This is a genomic window from Bacillus sp. AY2-1 (genome assembly GCF_008368965.1).
In the GTDB taxonomy this organism is placed as follows: Bacteria; Bacillota; Bacilli; order Bacillales; family Bacillaceae_G; genus Bacillus_A; species Bacillus_A thuringiensis_S.
The window spans coordinates 17,011-37,490 of the sequence record NZ_QPEL01000167.1 but is presented as its reverse complement, the minus strand read 5'-3'; the positions used below and the strand labels follow the sequence as shown (position 1 = coordinate 37,490).

Below are 20,480 nucleotides of genomic sequence, written 5' to 3'. Positions count from 1 at the left end.
CTAGCAATTAATATTAATTTATTAGATTTTTGATTTTAAAAATGGTAGTAAAGTAAAAGACTACAAATAGTAGAAACAATCCATATTGTTAGATCGTAAGGAGTCGTTATTTTCTCCCAATCGAAGATCCAAAAGTAAAAGATGACTATATGACAAGTTAATAGTAGAAATATTGATGGAAGCGTTATCTTTTTATTGTTTGTTTTACCTCTCCTATGTAAACATTTCTAAAAGAGTGCGAAGTTTAACATATAATAAGGAAGAAACACATTTTTAATTAAGTTATTAAACGGAAAAATCCCTTATAGAAAAATCTATTTCTATAAGGGATAATAATGTTTTTATTAGAAAGACTGATTTTGAGCAGGTTTAATAAATTGTTCTGGGTTTTCAACAAGCCCACATACAGCGCATTGGACGCGATAAGTAGGTCCTTGATAGGCCATATGAAAAGCATTCATCGTGTCATTTGTATATTCTTCTTCTACTTGACCAGTTTGTGGATTTAATTTGACTGGTTTTACTTGTTGCTCAAGAATATTAAAGCGAGTACGGTTCGTTTTACAACTTGGACATAGCATTGGTTCCATATGTATACACCTCCATTTGTATCATTTCTTAAACTCTTTAATTTTATGCAAGCAAAAAACTTTCTCAATATAAATAGGTGTTTAATGTATTTAAAATTCAGAAAAAATAAAATATAATAAAAGTACGAACTGGTTATGTCCAAACCAAATCTCCTGTTTTATGCCAATAAGCTGGGGGGCCGAGAAATCGGCCTCATTTTTTTTGCTCATTACTACAAAGAACAAGGTTTTTATGAGACTTTTGTCGAAATTTTAGGGGTAGATATAAAGGGGGATGTAAAATGGATTTGAAAATGAAGTACATCATTTTATATGTAGAAAAGTTTGAGGAATGTTTAAAATTCTATAAAGATATTTTACAGTTACCTATAAAAGCAGAGCACGGTACATATATTGAATTTAATACTGGAACTACCATTTTAGCGATGAATACGCGGCAAGATGTGAAAGAATTAACAGGACTACCGCTTACAGAAGGTGAATTACAGTCTTCTCATTTCGAATTAGGATTCGTTGTTGAGAATGTACAAGAAACGATTGAGCAATTTAGAGAACAAGGTATTAAGATTTTAGTTGAACCTATTGTAAAACCGTGGGGACAAACAATTTCTTACATTGCTGATCCAGATGGAAATTATATTGAAATTTGTAGTTCATTAGAATAGAGGGAGAAAGAGAGATGGGATTTCCGAAACTAGAAACAGAACGTTTATTCTTAAGAGAACTTACACTATTAGATGCGGAAACGATGTTCCGTTATTTTTCGAAAGAATCTGTTATACGTTATTTCGGAATGGATTCTTTCCAAAATATTGAGCAAGCGAAAACAACGATTCAAACGTTTAAAAATCGTTATGAAGAAGGAAGTGTATTTCGCTGGGGAATCGAGAAAAAAGGGACGGGCCAATTAATTGGGACGTGTGGATTTCATTTAATTAACAATCATCATAGACGAGCTGAAATTGGTTATGAATTAGATGATACATATTGGGGACAAGGGTACGCAACGGAAGCGTTACAGGCGATTTTAGCTTACGGGTTTGAAACATTGCAACTTATAAGAATTGCTGCTGTTGTATATGTAGAAAATAAAGCTTCTCAAAAATTATTAAGTAAAGCAGGGTTTCAAGAAGAAGGATTACTTCGAAAACATATGATTCAAAATGGAGTTGCTCATGATACTATTTTATATTCTTTATTAAAAGAAGAGTGGAAGAAGTAATGAGCACAAACGAACTTATAAAGATTATGAAGAAGCATAGGGAAAATAGATTCATTTTAGGTATAGATGGTTTAAGTCGATCTGGAAAAACAACATTCGTAGCAAATTTAAAAGAAAATATGAAACAAGAAGGCATTCCGTTTCATATTTTTCATATTGATGATCACATAGTGGAGCGTAATAAACGCTATCATACAGGATATGAAGAATGGTATGAGTATTATTGTTTACAGTGGGATATTCCATACTTGAGGCAGAAGTTTTTTCAGAAGTTACAACATGAGACAAAACTGACTTTGCCTTTTTATCAAGAGGAAACAGACTCATGTGAAATGAAAAAAGTACAGATTCCTATTGTAGGCGTAATTGTTATTGAAGGAGTCTTTCTACAGCGAAAAGAATGGAGAGATTTCTTTCATTATATGGTCTATTTGGACTGTCCAAGAGAGACAAGGTTTCTACGTGAGAGTGAAAAAACGCAGAAAAACCTTTCAAAGTTTGAAAATAGGTATTGGAAAGCAGAGGATTATTACTTAGAAATGGAATTGCCGAAGGATAGGGCGGATTTAGTCATTGAATGATTTGAAAATAGAAGGTGAATAGAATGAATATTTTATGGGATTTTGATGGGACGTTATTTGATACGTATCCTGCATATACAATGATGCTTTCTGAAATATTAGGTGATTCAGTAGAAAAACAAGAAATATACAAAAACTTAAAAATATCATACTCTCATGCAATTCAATATTATAATATTTCATGCGAGCAGGAAGAAAAAATTAAAGTTTTGAAGGGGAAATTTACTCCAAAAGATATGGAACCTTTTGCGGGTGTCGAAGAGGTTTTGAAATTTGCAAATAAAAATGTGATTATGACCCATAAACATAGGAAAGGGGTTATGGCCATTTTAAAATATTACGGCTGGGAAAAATACTTCGTAGATATGGTTACAATTGACGATGGCTTTCCTCGAAAGCCGAACTCTTTGGCTTATAATCATCTGCATAAAAAATACAATATTGATTTAGCTATTGGAGATAGAGAATTAGATTTATTACCTGCAAAAGAATTAGGTATTTCAACATGTATGTTTCAAGGTAATTGTGATGTAGCGGATTATTCTTTATCACATTACTCGGAGTTTTTTAAGGTAGTGATAAATAGAGAGTTTTCTTTATAAAATAAGTTAGTATTTAAGACTGTATATTTCATTTTAAAGGTACAGTCTTTATTTTTTAGAACTATTTCATTTTATTTTCTGTATATAAAAATTGCTAGGAGTTAAAGAATGTCCGTCCATCTTTATTAAAGAAGTAGCCAGGTTAATTGTTAGATAGAAATAAACTGAAGGATAAAGTGATAGCGTCCACTTTATCTTTTTTATGTTTTAACCAAATTATGGTTATTCGTGTTAATATGAACTCATAGCTATATAGAAGGGGTGGGGTTAGTATGAAAACAGAAATAGTTCCTAAAAAGAAGTACAGTATAATAAGCTATATATCTTTACTCATCGGTATTTTGTGTTTTCTATTCGTGTTTATAACGCCAACAAGGATAGCGAATGCAGGTAATATAGTTGGAGATTATATTACAATTGCCCTGACAGGTGTAGGTATCATGCTTTCAATAATCACAATGACGAAAAGAACAGAGAAGAAGGGAATTGCTATTCTTTCATTAATACTGTCCTCATCATTTTTTATATTTTGGATCATAGCAATTATCCTATTGTTTACTGGTCAAATTAGTTTTGCGCCGTAATGTGTAATAAAAAGAGTCCTTCTCGTATGAAGGACTCTTTTTATTCGGTTTCTTCAGGTTGATATTCTAAAATATCACCCGGTTGGCATTCTAATGCTTTACATATTGCTTCTAAAGTTGAAAACCGAACTGCTTTTGCTTTTCCGTTTTTCAAAATAGAAAGGTTAGCCATTGTAATTCCAACCTTCTCCGAAAGCTCTGTTACACTCATTTTTCTTTTCGCTAACATTACATCAATATTAATGATAATTGCCATATTATTCACCTCAGACCGTTAAATCATTTTCTGATTTTATATCTATAGCATCTTTTAATAGTCTTTGGAGAACGGCAGCAAAGACCGCGATTACCATTGAAGCAAAAATCATAATCATTCCGATAATAATAATGCCAGGGGCGTCATCTCTCTCTGCCACAAGATAGAAAAGTGGCATACCTAATACATATAATACACTAATTGCCAATGCGCTGTACTTAATATTTTTTAAAGCTTTAACAGATAACTCTGAAAATGCGTTGTTTTTATCAATATAGTTTAAAAGCTTAAATGTTTGGTACAGTGCGAAGTAATAAGGTAGTGCTGTTGCGTATAAGTTGATAAATACAAGATATTTAATATATGCAATATCTGGATATAATTCTGCGGCGAAATTTCCTATTTTAGGGACTAAAAAAATGCACATAGCAAGAACAGGGATTCCGATCAGAATCACAACGGTCTTTAAAAAGAGTGTGGATCCTTGTTTCATAAAAAGCACCTCATTTATTTAATATCTTATTAATTTAACATGAAATTTATTGTTTAACAATAAATTTTTATTTCTTTTAATCGAGGATTTATTGTTAAACAAGTAATTAATGAAAAGAATGCTAAATCTTTTTTATAAGATAGATGAAACATACCGATATTTAATTAAAGAAAGAGAAGGTAACTATTGTTAGCTTTATGAGAATTGGGAACTAATAAAACATATGTAGGTTTTGGAATGGAAAAGGAAATAAGGTGTATTTAAATGAATGCAAAGTTTATGGAGGAACAATCATGTTGAATTATGGTGTGAAGATAAAAAAGTTGCTATTAGTGGCAGCTATAATAGTAAGCGTATTAAGTACGGAAAGTATGATGAATTATCATGCGGCCAAAGCTAAGGTGAAAAAAGTAGAACATCAGCCTAAAAATATAATTATGATGGTTATGGACGGGACTAGTTCAACGGCGACAACATTGGCTCGCTGGTATAAAGGGGCACCGCTTACGTTAGATCAAATTGTAGCAGGAGGTGTTCGTACGTTTTCGGCGGAATCAGCTATTACAGACTCAGCGCCAGCAGCAACAGCATTAGCAACTGGAAATAAATCGAATTCAGGATATGTAGGTGTACTACCTTCTATTGTAAATTCACCTAGCTTAAAGCCAATAAAAGAAGAGGACAAGTTACGGCCGGTCGCAAACGTATTAGAAGGTGCAAAACGTACTGGTCGTGCAACGGGAATTGTTGCTACATCTGAAATTCAGCATGCTACTCCGGCGGGATTCTCAGCTCACCATGTCAATCGCAAGCAATTTAACGTAATTGCGAAGCAGCAAGTATATCAAAATATAGATGTCGTATTAGGCGGGGGAAAAGCGGCGCTTCTACCTATAAAAAGTAATGGAATCCGAAAAGATGGTGAAAATTTAGTAAAGGTGATTCAAGACAAAGGATACGATTTTGTTGAAACGAAAGATGCGTTATTGAACTCCAAATCTAATAAAATTTGGGGCTCTTTCTCACATCATGCTCTTGCGTTTGATATGGATCGTATAGCAACAAATCCAGAACAACCGACACTTTCTCAAATGACAGAAAAAGCAATTCAAACATTATCAAAAGATAAAGATGGCTTTTTTTTATTCGTAGAAGGTAGTAAGCCAGATTGGGCAGCTCATGCTAATGATCCGATTGGGATTATTAGCGATGTATTGGCATTTGATGAAGCGGTAGCAAAGGCGTTACAATTTGCGAAGAAAGATGGGGATACGATGCTTATCGCTTTAACTGATCATGGTAACAGCGGCATCTCTATAGGGAATAGGAATACGACAAAAGGATACAATACTACACCGGTTTCTGCATACATTGATCCATTGAAAAAGGCGAAAATGACACTTGAAGGAACTATAAATAAACTGAAATCTGATTTATCAAATGTAGAAGATGTAGCTAAACTATACGGTTTGGATAATCTAACTCATGATGAAAAAGAAAAATTAAAAGCGGAAAAAAAGAAAATGGATGTAGGACGAATCCTTACTACATTATTGGCTAATCGTGCAAATATCGGCTTTACGACAGGAGGACATACAGGTGAGGATGTATTCTTATATTCTTATGGACCTCAAAAACCAGAAGGCTTAATCCAGAATACAGACATTGCGAAGACGATGGCCAAAGCGATGGGCTTTAACTTAGAAGAAGTAACGAATAAAATATTTTTAGAGAGTGAGCAAGCCTTTAAGAAAATCGGTGCAACTGTAACAGCCGACAAAACCGAAGGAGTAAACCCGTTACTTGTGGTAAAACATAATAAAGTAGAAGCACAACTATTTGGTAACAAAAATATAATTCGTATCAATGGTAAAGGGTATGAATTAGGAAGTATTATTGTAGAGAGTAATGGAAAGTGCTATGTACCACAAGAAGCAATTCAACTATTTGTAAAGCATTCTCGTTAAAAAATTGCCAACCAGTTAAGCTAACTGGTGGCAATTTTTTGTGTTCATTCTAAATATAAGGGCTCGGATTGTTTTGTAAAGTTTTTCAGAGGAGACTTGTATAAATGTTAAAGGGGAATTATATTCTTTTCTTACATTAAAAAATTTTGTTTTGTAGAATAGAGAATTTATACATATAGTAAAGTCTAATGTATTATCAATTAATATTTACGAAAAATATATTAATACTTTAGAATTTCTTTAATTTTCATTATTTTTTATTTAAGGTTATCCGTTATATTTATAATGTGTTTATTTCAATTTATCGTATTGTAGCGCAGTTTCATATAATTAGAAAGCAATCCTCAAAATAAAATCTCCACTAGAGTAAATTTATTATTTTTTTGCGTTTTTTATTTACAAAAATTATTATGCCGCTAAGAAAACTGTAGTTTATTGAATTAGAGATATATTAGAATTTATTTGAAGAAAGAGAGAGGGAATAAAATGAATATAGTGCACTTACGTCCTAAACAGCGTTCTAAGTATCGAATTATGCTAGGGACGTGGTATTACTCTACAAAGAGGTATATTCAGTGGTTATCAGACGGAAAAACATATGCAAAAAGGTTCCAACAAGAAAAGCTACCTTGTACAGCAATTCAGCACCGAACGATATTACTCCGTAAGCTCAAAGATGTAGATATGTGGTATCAACAGAATAAGGTTGTTAATTTGAAAATTGCTGTTAAAAAACTAAATGGTATCGTCATTAGACCAGGAGAAACATTTTCTTACTGGCGTTTAATAGGTAAGCCTACGAGGAAAAAAGGGTATGTAGAAGGTATGGTATTACATTACGGATCTTTTCAAACAGGTATTGGAGGAGGTCTTTGTCAGCTTTCGAATTTAATATATTGGATGACTTTACATACACCACTGACAGTAACAGAACGATATCGTCATAGCTTTGATGTCTTTCCTGATTCTAGGCGAACTCAACCGTTTGGGAGTGGAGCAACTTGTTCCTATAACTATTTGGATTTACAAATTAAAAATGAAACGGACCAACCGTATCAACTTCATCTTTATATGACAGATGAATATTTAGTTGGTGAATGGAGAACAGTCTATCCGCAACTTTATCAATATGAAGTGTATGAGAAAGAACATTCAATTCAACCTGCATACTGGGGCGGTTATATACGACATAATGTGATTCAACGTAAAGTATATAATCAACAGAAACAGTTAATAGAAGATCAATATGTAACAGAGAATCACGCTATAATGATGTACGAACCACTATTAGCTTGTAATAATGAGAATAGTGAGTAATATGGTAATCCATAGATTAAATAGTATAGAAAATATTTAATTCTTATTTTTATTAAAAAAGTATGAATCCCAGATTTACTGGATTTTAATTGTAACTAAGAACATATAAAAGTTCACTGTTATTTATAGGAGAGTCTGTTTGTTTTTATATCTTATGTATTTCACCCTGCATAAAAAAATATTTCTCAACATTTTATTTGTTGAAAAAGATTGAATATTCGTATTATAACGAATATTATGTTGTTATCGGCAAAAAACGATAATTTGCAGACACTGGGGAGGAAATACATTGAAAAAGAAAAAGAAATTAAAACCATTAGCGGTATTAACAACAGCAGCAGTACTAAGTAGTACGTTTGCTTTTGGAGGTCACGCAGCTTATGCTGAGACACCAACATCATCTCTACCAATAGATGAGCACTTAATACCGGAGGAGCGTTTGGCAGAAGCGCTAAAACAACGGGGGGTAATTGATCAATCTGCATCACAAGCTGAGACGTCAAAGGCTGTCGAAAAATATGTTGAGAAAAAGAAAGGGGAAAACCCTGGGAAAGAAATCTTAACAGGAGATAGTCTTACACAAGAAGCTTCTGATTTTATGAAAAAAGTAAAAGATACAAAAATGAAGGAAAATGAACAGGCACAGCAGCCTGAAGTAGGCCCAGTAGCTGGACAAGGTGCAGCATTGAATCCAGGGAAATTAAATGGAAAAGTACCTACTACATCAGCGAAGCAAGAAGAATACAATGGAGCTGTTCGAAAAGATAAAGTACTTGTTTTACTTGTAGAATTTAGCGATTTTAAGCATAACAATATTGATCAAGAGCCAGGATACATGTATTCTAAGGACTTTAATCGTGAACATTATCAAAAAATGTTATTTGGTGATGAACCATTCACTTTATTTGATGGATCGAAGATTAACACATTTAAGCAATATTATGAAGAACAATCTGGTGGTAGCTATACAGTTGATGGGACTGTAACAGAGTGGCTTACTGTTCCAGGAAAAGCATCAGATTATGGTGCTGATGCGGGTACTGGGCATGATAACAAGGGGCCTTTAGGACCAAAAGATTTTGTGAAAGAAGCATTAAAAGCAGCGGTAGCAAAAGGAATCAATTTAGCAGACTATGACCAATTTGATCAATACGATCAAGATGGTGATGGAAATAAAAATGAGCCAGATGGCATTATTGATCATTTAATGGTTGTACATGCTGGCGTTGGTCAAGAAGCTGGCGGCGGTAAATTGAAAGATGATGCGATTTGGTCACATCGTTCAAAACTAGGTTCAAAACCATATGCAATTGATGGCACGAAATCTTCTATTTCGAACTGGGGCGGAAAGATGGCTGCATATGATTATACAATCGAGCCTGAAGACGGAGCAGTTGGTGTGTTTGCACATGAGTATGGCCATGATTTAGGCTTACCAGATGAATATGATACAAAGTACTCAGGACAAGGTGAACCTGTTGAGTCATGGTCTATTATGAGTGGTGGTAGCTGGGCTGGAAAAATTGCAGGAACAGAGCCAACGAGTTTCTCGCCACAAAATAAAGAGTTTTTCCAAAAGAATATGAAGGGGAACTGGGCGAATATTCTTGAAGTAGATTATGACAAACTTAGCAAAGGAATCGGTGTTGCAACATATGTAGATCAAAGTACTACAAAATCTAAACGACCTGGAATTGTTCGTGTTAACTTGCCGGACAAAGATATAAAAAATATCGAATCGGCGTTTGGTAAGAAGTTCTATTACAGTACAAAAGGAAATGACATTCATACAACACTTGAGACACCAGTATTTGACTTAACAAATGCAAAGGATGCTAAGTTCGATTATAAGGCATTTTACGAACTTGAAGCGAAGTATGATTTCCTTGACGTATATGCGATTGCAGAAGATGGAACGAAGACACGCATTGATAGAATGGGCGAAAAAGATGTAAAAGGCGGCGCGGATACAACTGATGGTAAATGGGTTGATAAATCATACGATTTAAGCCAATTCAAAGGGAAAAAAGTAAAACTGCAATTTGAGTACTTAACAGATATTGCAGTAGCTTATAAAGGATTTGCGTTAGATAATGCAGCCTTAACTGTAGATGGAAAAGTTGTTTTCTCTGATGATGCAGAAGGTCAGCCAGCAATGACGTTAAAAGGCTTTACTGTGTCTAACGGATTTGAACAGAAAAAACATAATTACTATGTAGAGTGGAGAAATTACGCTGGTTCTGACACTGCGTTACAACATGCACGTGGCCCAGTATTTAATACAGGAATGGTTGTATGGTATGCGGATCAAAGCTTTACAGATAACTGGGTAGGCGTTCATCCAGGTGAAGGGTTCTTAGGAGTAGTAGATTCTCATCCAGAGGCAATTGTAGGGACATTAAACGGACAACCTACTGTGAAGAGCAGTACGCGTTATCAAATTGCCGATGCGGCATTCTCATTTGATCAAACACCAGCATGGAAAGTAAATTCACCAACACGCGGTATCTTTGATTATAAAGGATTACCAGGAGTGGCAAAATTTGATGATTCTAAGCAATACATCAACAGCGTTATTCCTGATGCAGGACGTAAGTTACCGAAGCTAGGACTGAAGTTTGAAGTAGTAGGCCAAGCTGAAGACAAGTCTGCAGGTGCAGTTTGGCTTCATCGATAAAATAAGGTAAAAAGAAGAGAAGCTGCGATAAGTCGGTGAAACTGACTGATTGCAGCTTTTTTCTTCTTGTGAAAAAACTCGCTGTTTTTTATGTACTTATTGGAAAAATATGAAGTTTTTTTGATACATAAAATGCTCCGTCTGTCCAATTATAGAAGCTATTTTGGACGTAAGAAATTTGTAAGTAATGAGTAAGAAAAAAGAGATTTTCATAGTATAAAATATTTATTATAGCTACTTTTAACACCTGATACTAATAGTGTGCTATAATATGAATTAGCAACAAAAAGGAAAGGAATTAGAACAATGACCTTAGAAAATACTAAAAATTTAAAAAAACAAGTTGCTCCTTTTGAAAAATCAACGATTAAAAAAAGTGTTTGGCAACTGATCAACACAATCGTGCCATTTATTATTTTATGGTACCTTGCTTATAAAAGTTTGTCAGTTTCTTATTGGTTAACATTAGTTCCAGCACTGTTAGCCGCTGGATTTATGACAAGGATTTTCATTATTTTTCATGATTGTACCCATTATTCATTCTTTAAAAGTCGACGTGCAAATAGAATAGTTGGAACGTGTATGGGTGTTTTAACATTATTCCCATTTGATCAGTGGGGGCATGAGCATTCTATTCACCACGCTACGAGTGGTAATTTGGATAAGAGGGGTACAGGGGATATTTGGACGCTTACAGTAGATGAATATGTAGCAGCACCATTTAGACTCCGTTTAGCATATCGTTTATATCGCAATCCATTCGTTATGTTTGGGTTAGGCCCAATTTATGTTTTCCTGCTTAAAAATAGATTTAACCGAAAAGGTGCTAGAAAAAAAGAACGTATGAACACTTATTTAACAAATATTTTAATCGTTGCTGTAGTAGCTATACTTTGCTGGGCGATTGGGTGGCAATCGTTTCTGTTAGTACATGGTACTATATTCTTAATAGCAGGTTCAGTAGGGATTTGGCTGTTTTACGTACAGCACACATTTGAGGATTCTTATTTTGAAGAGGATAAAGATTGGGAATATGTGAAAGCGGCAGTGGAAGGAAGTTCTTTTTATAAGCTTCCCAAAATTTTGCAATTTCTAACGGGTAATATTGGATTCCATCATGTTCACCATTTAAGCCCAAGAGTACCTAACTATAAACTAGAAGAGGCACACAATAATACGCTTCCTTTAAAAAATGTACCAACGATTACGCTTGCTACAAGCTTACAATCACTACGTTTCCGTCTTTGGGATGAGAAAAGTAACAATTTTGTTAGCTTTAAAGATGTCAAAAATATAATTAAAAATAATGTTTCTGTTCGGGTGAAATCTGAACTATAATTGCATCGTATATAAAACTCCCCTTAATCATTTTCGATTTAAGGGGAGTTTTTGTTTAAAGAGTAGATGCCAGATAAGAAGAAAAATTAAATGATTCAAATTATAATTGAAGCAGATTAGGAATTGCTCGTACGTAAGTACAAATATAAGGTGACAGTAAATACATTATGTTAATAAGTGGAGTTGTCATGAATTCTCCATTATGATAACTGTTCATAAATCCGACGAAAATTAATAGCAAAAGGGGGATAGTACAACATTATATCTAAAAATAAGAAAAGACTTGAATGGAAATTTCATTCATTTTTCTTGGTGTTCCGCATTCCATACACTTAAATAAGATGCATATTCTAATTCATCTGGATTCTCATGTAACATAGAAATGAATTCTAATTTATTTCCATCACAATCTAGAAAGTATACACTTGCAGCGGGCATCCACCTTTGGACAATTGGCTCTTGATTTCCTTTTCCTTGACTTCCTATCACTTCTATTCCACGTTCCTCTAACCAAGATTTAGAAGTCATTAAAGATTCTAAATTTACACCAAAAGCAAAATGTCTCGGCTCAAAGTCTTCGATATTATTTACTTCCCATAGTCCAAGCATTTGTTTTTTATTTTCTCCGACCCAAAAGAAAGCCACTCTTCTTTTGGAGAGTTTTCTTGCTAACGTTAATCCTAGCTTGTTTTGATAGAAATTTATCGCTTTTTCTAAATTTTTTACATGTAAATGAGTTTCGTATATGTTCTGTATTATTATGATCATTCCTTTCTTTATTGGTAACTACCAATTGAATAGTGAATGTAATTCTAAAGTTGAAATATGTATAAGCCTAGTAATGTACATCTATATCCGATATACCTACTTACTATTATATTGAAATTGAAATAAGATAAATCCAACTGAGGTAGCAAGTTTAAATGAATATTCTACTACTTTTGTAGGAGAGGGGATATATTCATTAAATTCAGATGAAATCATATTAAAATAATGAAAAACACTATTCTTTTCGTAAGAATAGCATCTTTTTTAATGTTCTTAAGTTGATGGCCATAGGGCAGAATTTGAAAAATGCGAAATTACAAAGCTAAGAATTTTAACTCCACAAAAAAATCGATTTCCTGTGGAGTTAAAGGAATCGACTTTTTATTTACCTTGTTGTATTAACGCGGCTGTTAACTTAATAGTAGATAAGTATAATCACCTATTTCTCCCAAAGTTCAATCAATCGACCTTCAGGATCCTTAATCCAAATAAACTTTCCAAATTCACTCATTTCTTCTTTCTTTTCAAGAGGTACACCAATATTCTCAAGATGCTTTATAGTCTTGTTTAGATTATATACTTGGAAATTTAACATTACTTGTTGTTCTGTTGGAAAATAATTGTCATTCTCAGTAAAGAAAGAAAAGATGGTCTCATTTCCTAACTGGGGTTTAATCACAGTCCCATTCCAATCTTCTATATCAAGTTTCAACACTTCACTGTACCATTTTTTTATAACATCAAGATTCTTAGTTCTCCAAAATATTCCTCCGAAACCTTTTATCATCGTATCTAACTCCTGTCTGTCTTTAAATATATATTAAATATATCAAAACAAAACAGTAATAGTAAGCTGAATCATCAACTTATGAACAGTAAAAATCATAATTGCTAGTATTGTAGCATTTACTACATTAACACTTTCAACATCATCATTGGCAAAACTTGAAATCTGGGGGGAAGGTATTGAAATGCTCACTTTTCAACCCATAGTTCATCTGAGAAATTCAGAACTTAAAGTGTTATAAATAATCCTTTCAATAGTAGGGAGAAATGAAAGAAGGAACGATAAAAGACCATACATGAAGTGAAGCGCCACGTGTGGTCTTTTATGTATCGTCAAATATTACATAGTCTCGCTAATTTTACTTTCACTATGAGTGTTAGTAGATATTCTTTTCTTAACTTTAAAGTGATAGTAGGTATAGCAAAAGATGATAAATGGTACAGTGCAATAGATTCCAAGTCGTTGTTCTGGGATAAAAATAAGACTGATTAATATAATGCCATACAATCCAAAACCAAGAATTGGTACGAGTGGATAAAGTGGTGTTTTAAATTTTAAGTCTTCTAATTTTCCACCGTCTGCTAAATAATGTTTGCGGAAAAAGAATTGAGAAACACAAATTGACATCCAAACAATAATGGTAATGACTCCGGAAATTGAAATGAGCCATAAGTAAACCGTTTCAGCAGCTACTACGCTTGTCAAAAGAGAAAAAGCAGAAATAGCTATCGTCATGATTAAAGCGTTGAGAGGAATCCCACGTGATGATAATTTCTTTAAAAAGGCTGGAGCCATTTCGTTTTTTGATAAAGACCAAAGCATTCGAGTAGCAGCGTATAGTCCTGAGTTTGCAACAGAAAGAACAGCAGTAAGAATAACAAAGTTCATAATATCAGCTGCATATGGAATACCGATATTATCAAAAACAGCAACGAATGGGCTCTTTGTTAATCCAGCTTCTTCCCAAGGAATTAAAGCAACAAGAACAAAGATTGCTAAGACGAAGAAAAACATCGTGCGCCATATAATATTTCTAATAGAACGAGGTAAAGTTTTTGCTGGATCTTCACTTTCACCTGCTGCGATTCCAACAAGTTCTGTACCTTGGAAGGAATAGTTGACTGTAACCATTGTTAAAAGAATAGCGGCAAGTCCATTTGGGAATAAACCACCATGATTTACGAAATTTGATAATAGCGGAGCTGGTTCGTCGCCTTTTAAATCAATAAAACCGAACATAGCGGCGCCGCCAAGAATAATAAAAGCTATAATGGCAGATACTTTTATACTTGAAAACCAAAATTCTGTTTCTGCATAACTACGAGCAGATAATGCGTTAATAGTGAAGATTGTAACTCCGAATATTAAGCACCAAACCCAGACAGGAATATCAGGAAACCAGCGCTGCATTGTAATGCCGGCAGTTGTAAATTCAAGACCGGTCGTATTCGCCCAGCTTAACCAATACAACCATCCGATTGTAAAGCCAGTTGCAGGATTGATGAATTTAGTGGCATATTCTTGGAATGAACCTGAGACAGGCATGGCTACAGCGAGTTCACCAAGACATAGCATAACGAAATACATTAATAATCCACCGGCCATAAAGGCAAGTACGGATCCACCAGGTCCAGCTTGACTTATTATAAAGCCAGATCCGTTAAATAACCCCGTTCCAATCACACCACCGAGTGCAATCATGAATAAGTGTCTACTTTTCATCGTTCGTTTTAATTCATTGTTTGTATTACTTACTTGGGCCATTGTTTTCCTCACTTTCGTAGTTGATAGAATAAAGTTTGATGTTTTTCCGTATTATGGAATGTATTCCGTGATGTGAAATCTTGTTATAATTTTCAGACAATTAAAAAGAAAAGTCAATATTTTTTTGTTTGCGTTTTCAATTTGTTATTAGTGATATATTTTTATTGTTAGAAAATTAAATAAATAGATTGATTTCATTTCGAATGTTTGCTAAATTGATAGTTAATTAAACGTACTAACATATTACGAGTAAAGTTGAGGCGAGTTATGGTACAGTCCATTGATCGAGCGATAAGTATTATTAAATTATTGAATTCTACAAATGAAAAAGAGTATTGGGCTATTTCTGATATAGCAGATGGAACACATCTCCCAGTTAGTACAGTACATAGATTACTTAACTCTCTAATGGAGCATGGGTTAGTTACACAAATACCAGAGACAAAACAGTACAAAATTGGACCAATGTGGATGGAAATAGGGTTACGTCAATTGGAGAAGGTAGACTACAGATCAGTTGCAAGAGAAGTGATGAAGCGGTTGGCCTTTGAAGTCGAAGAAAGTGTCTATTTAAATATTCCAAACGGAACACATTCTATTATCATTGAAAGAATGGATAGTCCTTTAAAAATTCGAGTTATCGATAATCTAGGGGAACAAATTCCACTTTCAATTGGTGCCGCAAATAAAACGATGCTTGCCAATATGAAAACGAATGAAATGGAACATATTGTAGAACATTTACTTTCTTCATTACCAGAACAAAAGCAAATTCTTCTTAATCAAATAAAGCAAATAAAAAATGAAGGATATGCTGTCAGTTATGGTGAAAAAACAGAAGGGACAGCTTCAGTAGCTGCACCTATTATCGGATTTAATCATAAAGTAGTAGGAGCATTAAGTGTTGGGTTAATTAGTCATCGTATTAATGATGATCGACTATCTTTTCTTATTAGCAAGGTAAAACAAGCAGCTCATGAAATATCAATAAAAATCGGCAGTACATCAGAACTATAATTTTGATAGCTGTCGTCATTTTTTATTCATATACTGGAATTCGTTTTCATAATGCGGAAAAATAGGGGGATTTATATGTCAAAGTGGCAATCAAAAGAACAATTGATTCAATTATTAAGCAGTCTTGTTGAAATTCCTAGTATTACCGGTTCAGAAGCTGAAGTAATATTGCCAGACTTTGTTGTGGAACAATTATCTGAATTACAGTATTTCAAAGAAAACCCGCATCATTTACAAAAAAATCCGACAGGGGACGGACGATATTTTGTTACAGCACTAGTAAAGAAAAGCGATAGTACAAAAAATACTGTAATTCTAGTAAGTCACTTTGATGTTGTAGATGTACAGGATTACGGAGTGTGGAAAGAAGATGCATTTAATCCTAAAAAGTTAACATCTATGTTTTATTCTCATAAAGATGAACTTCCAGACCATGTACGTGAAGATATAGAACAAGGAGAATGGCTGTTTGGTAGAGGAACAATGGATATGAAATGCGGTCTAGCATTACAAATGGCAATGATTGAACAAGCATGTGAAGGAAGATTCGATGGGAATGTTCTTTTATTGGCTGTACCAGATGAAGAAGTGAATTCTGTAGGGATGAGGGCCGCTGTTCCGAGACTGTTAGATTTAGCAAGAGAGCATAACTTAGATTATAAAACGGTCTTAAACTCAGAGCCTATGTTTTCAAGACATCCTGGTGACCAAAATAAGTATATTTACACTGGCTCTATTGGTAAAGTGTTACCTGGATTTCTTTGCTACGGAAAAGAGACACATGTAGGTGAACCTTTTGCAGGCTTAAATGGGAGTTATATGGCTTCATTAATAACGGCAGAATTAGAGTTAAACACAGACCTTTGTGATATTGTAGAAGGGGAAGCGAGTCCTCCGCCAACTAACTTACTTCAAAGGGACTTAAAAGAGGATTATTCTGTACAAATTCCGCATCGTGCAGTCACATTATTTAATTTGTTTTTATTAGAAAAATCAATGACAGATGTAGTTTCATTGTTACATCAAAAAGTAACGAAAGTTGCAGAGAAAATAGAAGAGTCGTATGAAAAACATGCATATCGTTTTTCTAAATATAATCCATTTATACCACCTAATTTCAAAGTAAATGTATTAACTTATGAAGAGCTTATCACATATGCAATTGAGCAACATGGACAAGAAAAAATAGATCATATTCAATCTAATATTATAAAAAATAGAAAGGATAAAGATGATCGTGCGGTAACGATTGATTTAGTAGATAAATTAGCGATTCTATGTAAAGAAAAGGCACCGATGATTGTACTTTTCTTCGCTCCGCCGTACTATCCAGCTGTGAGTTCACGCAACAATCCTTTAATAAAAGAGGTAGTTGTAGAAATGGAAAAGTATGCACACTACAATCATAAAATTACATTTGAAAACCAAAATTATTTTGGAGGAATTTCAGATTTAAGCTATGTAGGCTTGCAGTATCCACTGGATTCAATGAGTTCGCTTGTAGACAATATGCCATTATGGGATAAAGGTTATTCAATTCCGCTTCAGGAATTAGAAGAGTTTGATGTTCCAGTATTAAATATGGGGCCGGTAGGAAAAGATGCACATCAATGGACAGAACGTCTAGATGTAAACTACGCATTTGAAACACTATTAGATATGTTACCGAAATGCATTGAAAAATTATTAGTTTCTAATAAAATTACACAATCATAGTAGGGAATAGGTAAGGGATAAAACAGAACCTTTAAAGAAGATTCGAATGAAATTATTTTAATATAATTAAAAAACGAAACAGCCAAGCTCAATTATATATGAGTTTGGCCGTTTATCATGTAGTGAATTTCTAATTAAATTCATGTGAATTCATAGCTAACGTAATCTCTTTTATAGTTTTACTTTTTAGTTTGGTCAGATAGTTCAACAGACTTTTGCGTACAACGCTGCATAGCTGAAATAATCGCTGTTCGTAATCCTTTCTCCTCTAATGTTGCGACAGCTTCTATTGTCGTTCCGCCTGGAGAGCAAACCATATCTTTCAATTCACCTGGATGTATTCCTGTTTCCAGTACCATTTTTGCAGAGCCTAACACAGCTTGAGCAGCGAATTTATATGCTTGATTTCTAGGCATACCATCTAGTACAGCAGCATCTGCCATCGCTTCTATAATCATATATACATATGCTGGTGAAGAACCACTTACAGATGTTACAACATCCATTAATTTTTCACTTACGATCTCTGTTTGACCAAAACTATTGAAAATGTTTAGTACATCTTCTAAATCTTTTTCTGTCACCATTTCATTAGGGCATAATGCAGACATTCCTTCTCCAACAAGAGCAGGAGTATTAGGCATTACTCTTACAACCTTTAATTTTTTATTAAAGGCATTTTCAGTACTTTCAATACTTTTCCCAGCAGCAATCGTAATGATGATAGCATCGTTTTTGATTACTTCTTTTATTTCATTAATTATTGATGCGTATAGGTCTGGTTTGATTGATAAAATTAAAATATCAGCATTTTTAGCTACTTTATTGTTGTCGGTAGTTGTAGTTAGCCCATATTTTTCACTAGCATTTTTTAAATTAGCAGTGTTTAAATCTGAACAAATAATATGATTTGAAGACACTATCTTTTTGTTTATCATTCCGCCAATCATAGCCATTCCCATATTTCCGCAACCGATGAATCCAATTTGTTTATCCATAATAACTCAATCTTGCTCCTTTTATAATCAATTATATCGGTTTGATATTATTATCTTAGAATAAGAATAACATCCCTGTGCAATATAAAGAAACATTCTAAGAGAATATATTCCTTTTTGCAACACTAAAAGATAAAAATTAATTATATTCGACATTATGTAAATATATACACTATAATTTAAGGTTTTATGTTTATGAATATGAGTTAAACTTATATCAATTTGTATTTTCATTCAGTAGGGCAATAATTTCATACAAGTAACTTGTGGCTCTATTTATTTTTTAAAATAACTCTTGACACCGAATCGAACTATATCGCATAATATAAAAAAATTAGATCGAAAATCGTTGAAGGGAATTAGTACATATGTCTTCTTACGAAAGAGAGTGGAATTCACCGGCTGAAAGATTCCTCGTATAGAATGTATCGAACCTATCCCTGAGTCTTAAATGAAAGTTTAGGCGTTCGCCTGCGTTATAGGCACCAAGTGGATATCTATGTATATCAATTAAGGTGGTACCGCGGAACAATGACCGTTTCGTCCTTTTTATTTTATTAAGGGCGAAGCGGTCATTTTTATTTTGCTCTTAAATACTTCAATGCAGCATTGATGAGAATAGATATAGTTGCAAAGTGAATGAAGTGTAAACTATAAAAACTTTGATTTTAGACTTGGGGGATAAAAAGGTGAAAAAACAACGAATTGTTGTAAAGATTGGAAGTAGTTCCTTGGCAGATAGTCACGGAGGCATCTCTACAGAACAGCTTTCAGATCACGTTGCCGCATTGGCTCGGTTGAAAGAGGAAGGGCACGAGGTTGTGTTAATTACATCTGGAGCCGTCGCTGCAGGTTTTTCAGCGCTAGGATATCCTAGTAGACCTGTAACGATTAAAGGGAAACAGGCTGCAGCAGCTGTCGGACAAAGTTTGTTAATGCAGGCGTACACGGAGGAATTCCGTAAATATGGCATCGTTACTGCGCAACTTTTGCTGACGAGAAGTGATTTTTCTAGAAAAGAACAATATAGTAATGCTTACGCTACGTTAGGAGAATTACTAAACCGTTCCGCTCTTCCAATTATTAATGAAAATGATTCCATCTCTTTAGAGGAGCTGACGTTCGGTGATAATGATATGCTGTCAGCTTTAGTAAGCGGGCTTGTTTCGGCGGATATGCTTATGATCTTTACGGATGTGAACGGGTTATATGACAAAAATCCTCAGAAAAATGCGGATGCAAAAAAATATTATTTTCTTCCTGAAGTTACGGAAGAAATTTCTTCTCTTGCAGGAGATGCTGGCTCAAAACTTGGGACTGGTGGTATGAAATCAAAAATCGATGCTGCAAAGACAGCACTCTCTCTTGGTGTGAGTGTATTTATCGGGACAGGACGTGGACAGGAAAAGTTTGTAGATGTTTTGAAGGGTAAGGGTGATGGAACGTATGTTGGTAATGCTCCTCAAAAAGAAATGAAGATGAACAAGCAATGGATTGCCCTGCATTCGCTTGTTAGCGGACAAATTGAAGTAGATGCTGGGGCGGCTACTGCCATCATTCAGCATGGTAAGAGTTTACTTCCAGCTGGTGTTACGAATGTATCAGGATTTTTCCAAGTGGGTGAAGTTGTAGAGGTTGTAACGCAACAAGGGCGCGTAATAGGAAAAGGACAATGCACATATAGTGCAGAGGAACTAAGAGATGTAAAAGGTATGCAAAGCCAAGATATTCAAGTAAGAGGCGAGAGACATAGTTATGAAGTCATCCATAGGGATCATTGGGTTTCACTTTAAAAAGGAGGAA

At 34.2% G+C, this 20,480-nt stretch carries 19 protein-coding genes and 1 other annotated feature; of the genes, 12 read left to right on the top strand and 7 right to left on the bottom strand.

The annotated features are described in order from the left end of the window. Positions 1-344: 344 nt before the first annotated feature. Entirely contained in the window at positions 345-590 is a 246-nt protein-coding gene (locus DN403_RS27015) for a hypothetical protein (protein WP_000433605.1), read from the bottom strand. A 281-nt stretch (positions 591-871) separates the two neighbouring features. Here DN403_RS27015 and DN403_RS27010 point away from each other — a divergent pair, with 281 nt between their 5' ends. The 5 genes from DN403_RS27010 to DN403_RS26990 all read left to right on the top strand — a co-directional run bounded on the left by DN403_RS27010 (position 872) and on the right by DN403_RS26990 (position 3,579). After that, positions 872-1,255 carry a VOC family protein gene (locus tag DN403_RS27010; protein WP_000364500.1) on the top strand — a complete coding sequence of 128 codons (384 nt, stop codon included), beginning with the start codon at positions 872-874 and terminating at the stop codon, positions 1,253-1,255. A gap of 14 nt (positions 1,256-1,269) precedes the next feature. Further along, a complete protein-coding gene (locus tag DN403_RS27005) occupies positions 1,270-1,812 on the top strand; it encodes a GNAT family N-acetyltransferase (protein ID WP_000506642.1) in 543 nt (180 codons plus the stop codon). After that, entirely contained in the window at positions 1,812-2,393 is a 582-nt protein-coding gene (locus tag DN403_RS27000; protein WP_000106089.1) for a kinase, read from the top strand. The genes DN403_RS27005 and DN403_RS27000 overlap by 1 nt, the downstream gene beginning before the upstream one ends. A 23-nt stretch (positions 2,394-2,416) precedes the next feature. Continuing rightward, complete coding sequence (locus DN403_RS26995) at positions 2,417-2,995, top strand: HAD-IA family hydrolase (RefSeq protein ID WP_001024238.1); 579 nt, start codon at positions 2,417-2,419, stop codon at positions 2,993-2,995. 272 nt (positions 2,996-3,267) lie between these two features. Then, positions 3,268-3,579 carry a hypothetical protein gene (locus DN403_RS26990; protein ID WP_000845550.1) on the top strand — a complete coding sequence of 104 codons (312 nt, stop codon included), beginning with the start codon at positions 3,268-3,270 and terminating at the stop codon, positions 3,577-3,579. A gap of 40 nt (positions 3,580-3,619) precedes the next feature. Here the strand turns inward: DN403_RS26990 and DN403_RS26985 are convergent, their stop codons facing one another. Both DN403_RS26985 and DN403_RS26980 read right to left on the bottom strand, forming a co-directional pair. Beyond that, a complete protein-coding gene (locus DN403_RS26985) occupies positions 3,620-3,835 on the bottom strand; it encodes a helix-turn-helix domain-containing protein (RefSeq protein ID WP_000974622.1) in 216 nt (71 codons plus the stop codon). A gap of 10 nt (positions 3,836-3,845) precedes the next feature. Further along, positions 3,846-4,328: a DUF2975 domain-containing protein gene (locus DN403_RS26980; RefSeq protein WP_000809121.1), complete on the bottom strand. Its 483-nt coding sequence runs from the start codon at positions 4,326-4,328 to the stop codon at positions 3,846-3,848. 293 nt (positions 4,329-4,621) lie between these two features. Between DN403_RS26980 and DN403_RS26975 the strand changes: the two genes are divergently transcribed. The 4 genes from DN403_RS26975 to desA all read left to right on the top strand — a co-directional run bounded on the left by DN403_RS26975 (position 4,622) and on the right by desA (position 11,627). Next, positions 4,622-6,295 (top strand): alkaline phosphatase, encoded by a 1,674-nt coding sequence (locus DN403_RS26975; RefSeq protein ID WP_000935908.1) that lies wholly within the window; start codon positions 4,622-4,624, stop codon positions 6,293-6,295. A 486-nt stretch (positions 6,296-6,781) separates the two neighbouring features. Further along, a complete protein-coding gene (locus DN403_RS26970; protein WP_001028246.1) occupies positions 6,782-7,612 on the top strand; it encodes a VanW family protein in 831 nt (276 codons plus the stop codon). A 289-nt stretch (positions 7,613-7,901) separates the two neighbouring features. Continuing rightward, positions 7,902-10,289, top strand: coding sequence for an immune inhibitor A domain-containing protein (locus DN403_RS26965; protein ID WP_149185931.1), 2,388 nt, complete (start codon positions 7,902-7,904; stop codon positions 10,287-10,289). Positions 10,290-10,595: 306 nt separating this feature from the next. Next, positions 10,596-11,627: a Delta(5) desaturase DesA gene (gene desA, locus DN403_RS26960; RefSeq protein WP_000171500.1), complete on the top strand. Its 1,032-nt coding sequence runs from the start codon at positions 10,596-10,598 to the stop codon at positions 11,625-11,627. Between the two features lie 300 nt (positions 11,628-11,927). Here the strand turns inward: desA and DN403_RS26955 are convergent, their stop codons facing one another. The 3 genes from DN403_RS26955 to DN403_RS26945 all read right to left on the bottom strand — a co-directional run bounded on the left by DN403_RS26955 (position 11,928) and on the right by DN403_RS26945 (position 14,946). Then, positions 11,928-12,386 carry a VOC family protein gene (locus DN403_RS26955; RefSeq protein WP_025989052.1) on the bottom strand — a complete coding sequence of 153 codons (459 nt, stop codon included), beginning with the start codon at positions 12,384-12,386 and terminating at the stop codon, positions 11,928-11,930. Between the two features lie 448 nt (positions 12,387-12,834). Beyond that, positions 12,835-13,182 carry a VOC family protein gene (locus DN403_RS26950; protein WP_000589588.1) on the bottom strand — a complete coding sequence of 116 codons (348 nt, stop codon included), beginning with the start codon at positions 13,180-13,182 and terminating at the stop codon, positions 12,835-12,837. A 339-nt stretch (positions 13,183-13,521) separates the two neighbouring features. Then, positions 13,522-14,946, bottom strand: coding sequence for an amino acid permease (locus DN403_RS26945; protein ID WP_000079994.1), 1,425 nt, complete (start codon positions 14,944-14,946; stop codon positions 13,522-13,524). A 267-nt stretch (positions 14,947-15,213) separates the two neighbouring features. On the opposite strand from DN403_RS26945, the gene DN403_RS26935 reads away from it, so the two are divergent. Next, complete coding sequence (locus DN403_RS26935; protein ID WP_000250748.1) at positions 15,214-15,963, top strand: IclR family transcriptional regulator; 750 nt, start codon at positions 15,214-15,216, stop codon at positions 15,961-15,963. A gap of 51 nt (positions 15,964-16,014) precedes the next feature. Further along, positions 16,015-17,679 carry a M20/M25/M40 family metallo-hydrolase gene (locus DN403_RS26930; RefSeq protein WP_149185930.1) on the top strand — a complete coding sequence of 555 codons (1,665 nt, stop codon included), beginning with the start codon at positions 16,015-16,017 and terminating at the stop codon, positions 17,677-17,679. Between the two features lie 179 nt (positions 17,680-17,858). Here the strand turns inward: DN403_RS26930 and proC are convergent, their stop codons facing one another. Continuing rightward, positions 17,859-18,677 carry a pyrroline-5-carboxylate reductase gene (gene proC, locus DN403_RS26925; RefSeq protein WP_149185929.1) on the bottom strand — a complete coding sequence of 273 codons (819 nt, stop codon included), beginning with the start codon at positions 18,675-18,677 and terminating at the stop codon, positions 17,859-17,861. Between the two features lie 340 nt (positions 18,678-19,017). Continuing rightward, positions 19,018-19,228 (top strand) — a binding site (T-box leader). 138 nt (positions 19,229-19,366) lie between these two features. On the opposite strand from proC, the gene proB reads away from it, so the two are divergent. Next, positions 19,367-20,470, top strand: a complete 1,104-nt coding sequence (proB, locus tag DN403_RS26920; protein ID WP_000744738.1) for a glutamate 5-kinase — start codon at positions 19,367-19,369, stop codon at positions 20,468-20,470. Positions 20,471-20,480: the final 10 nt, after the last annotated feature.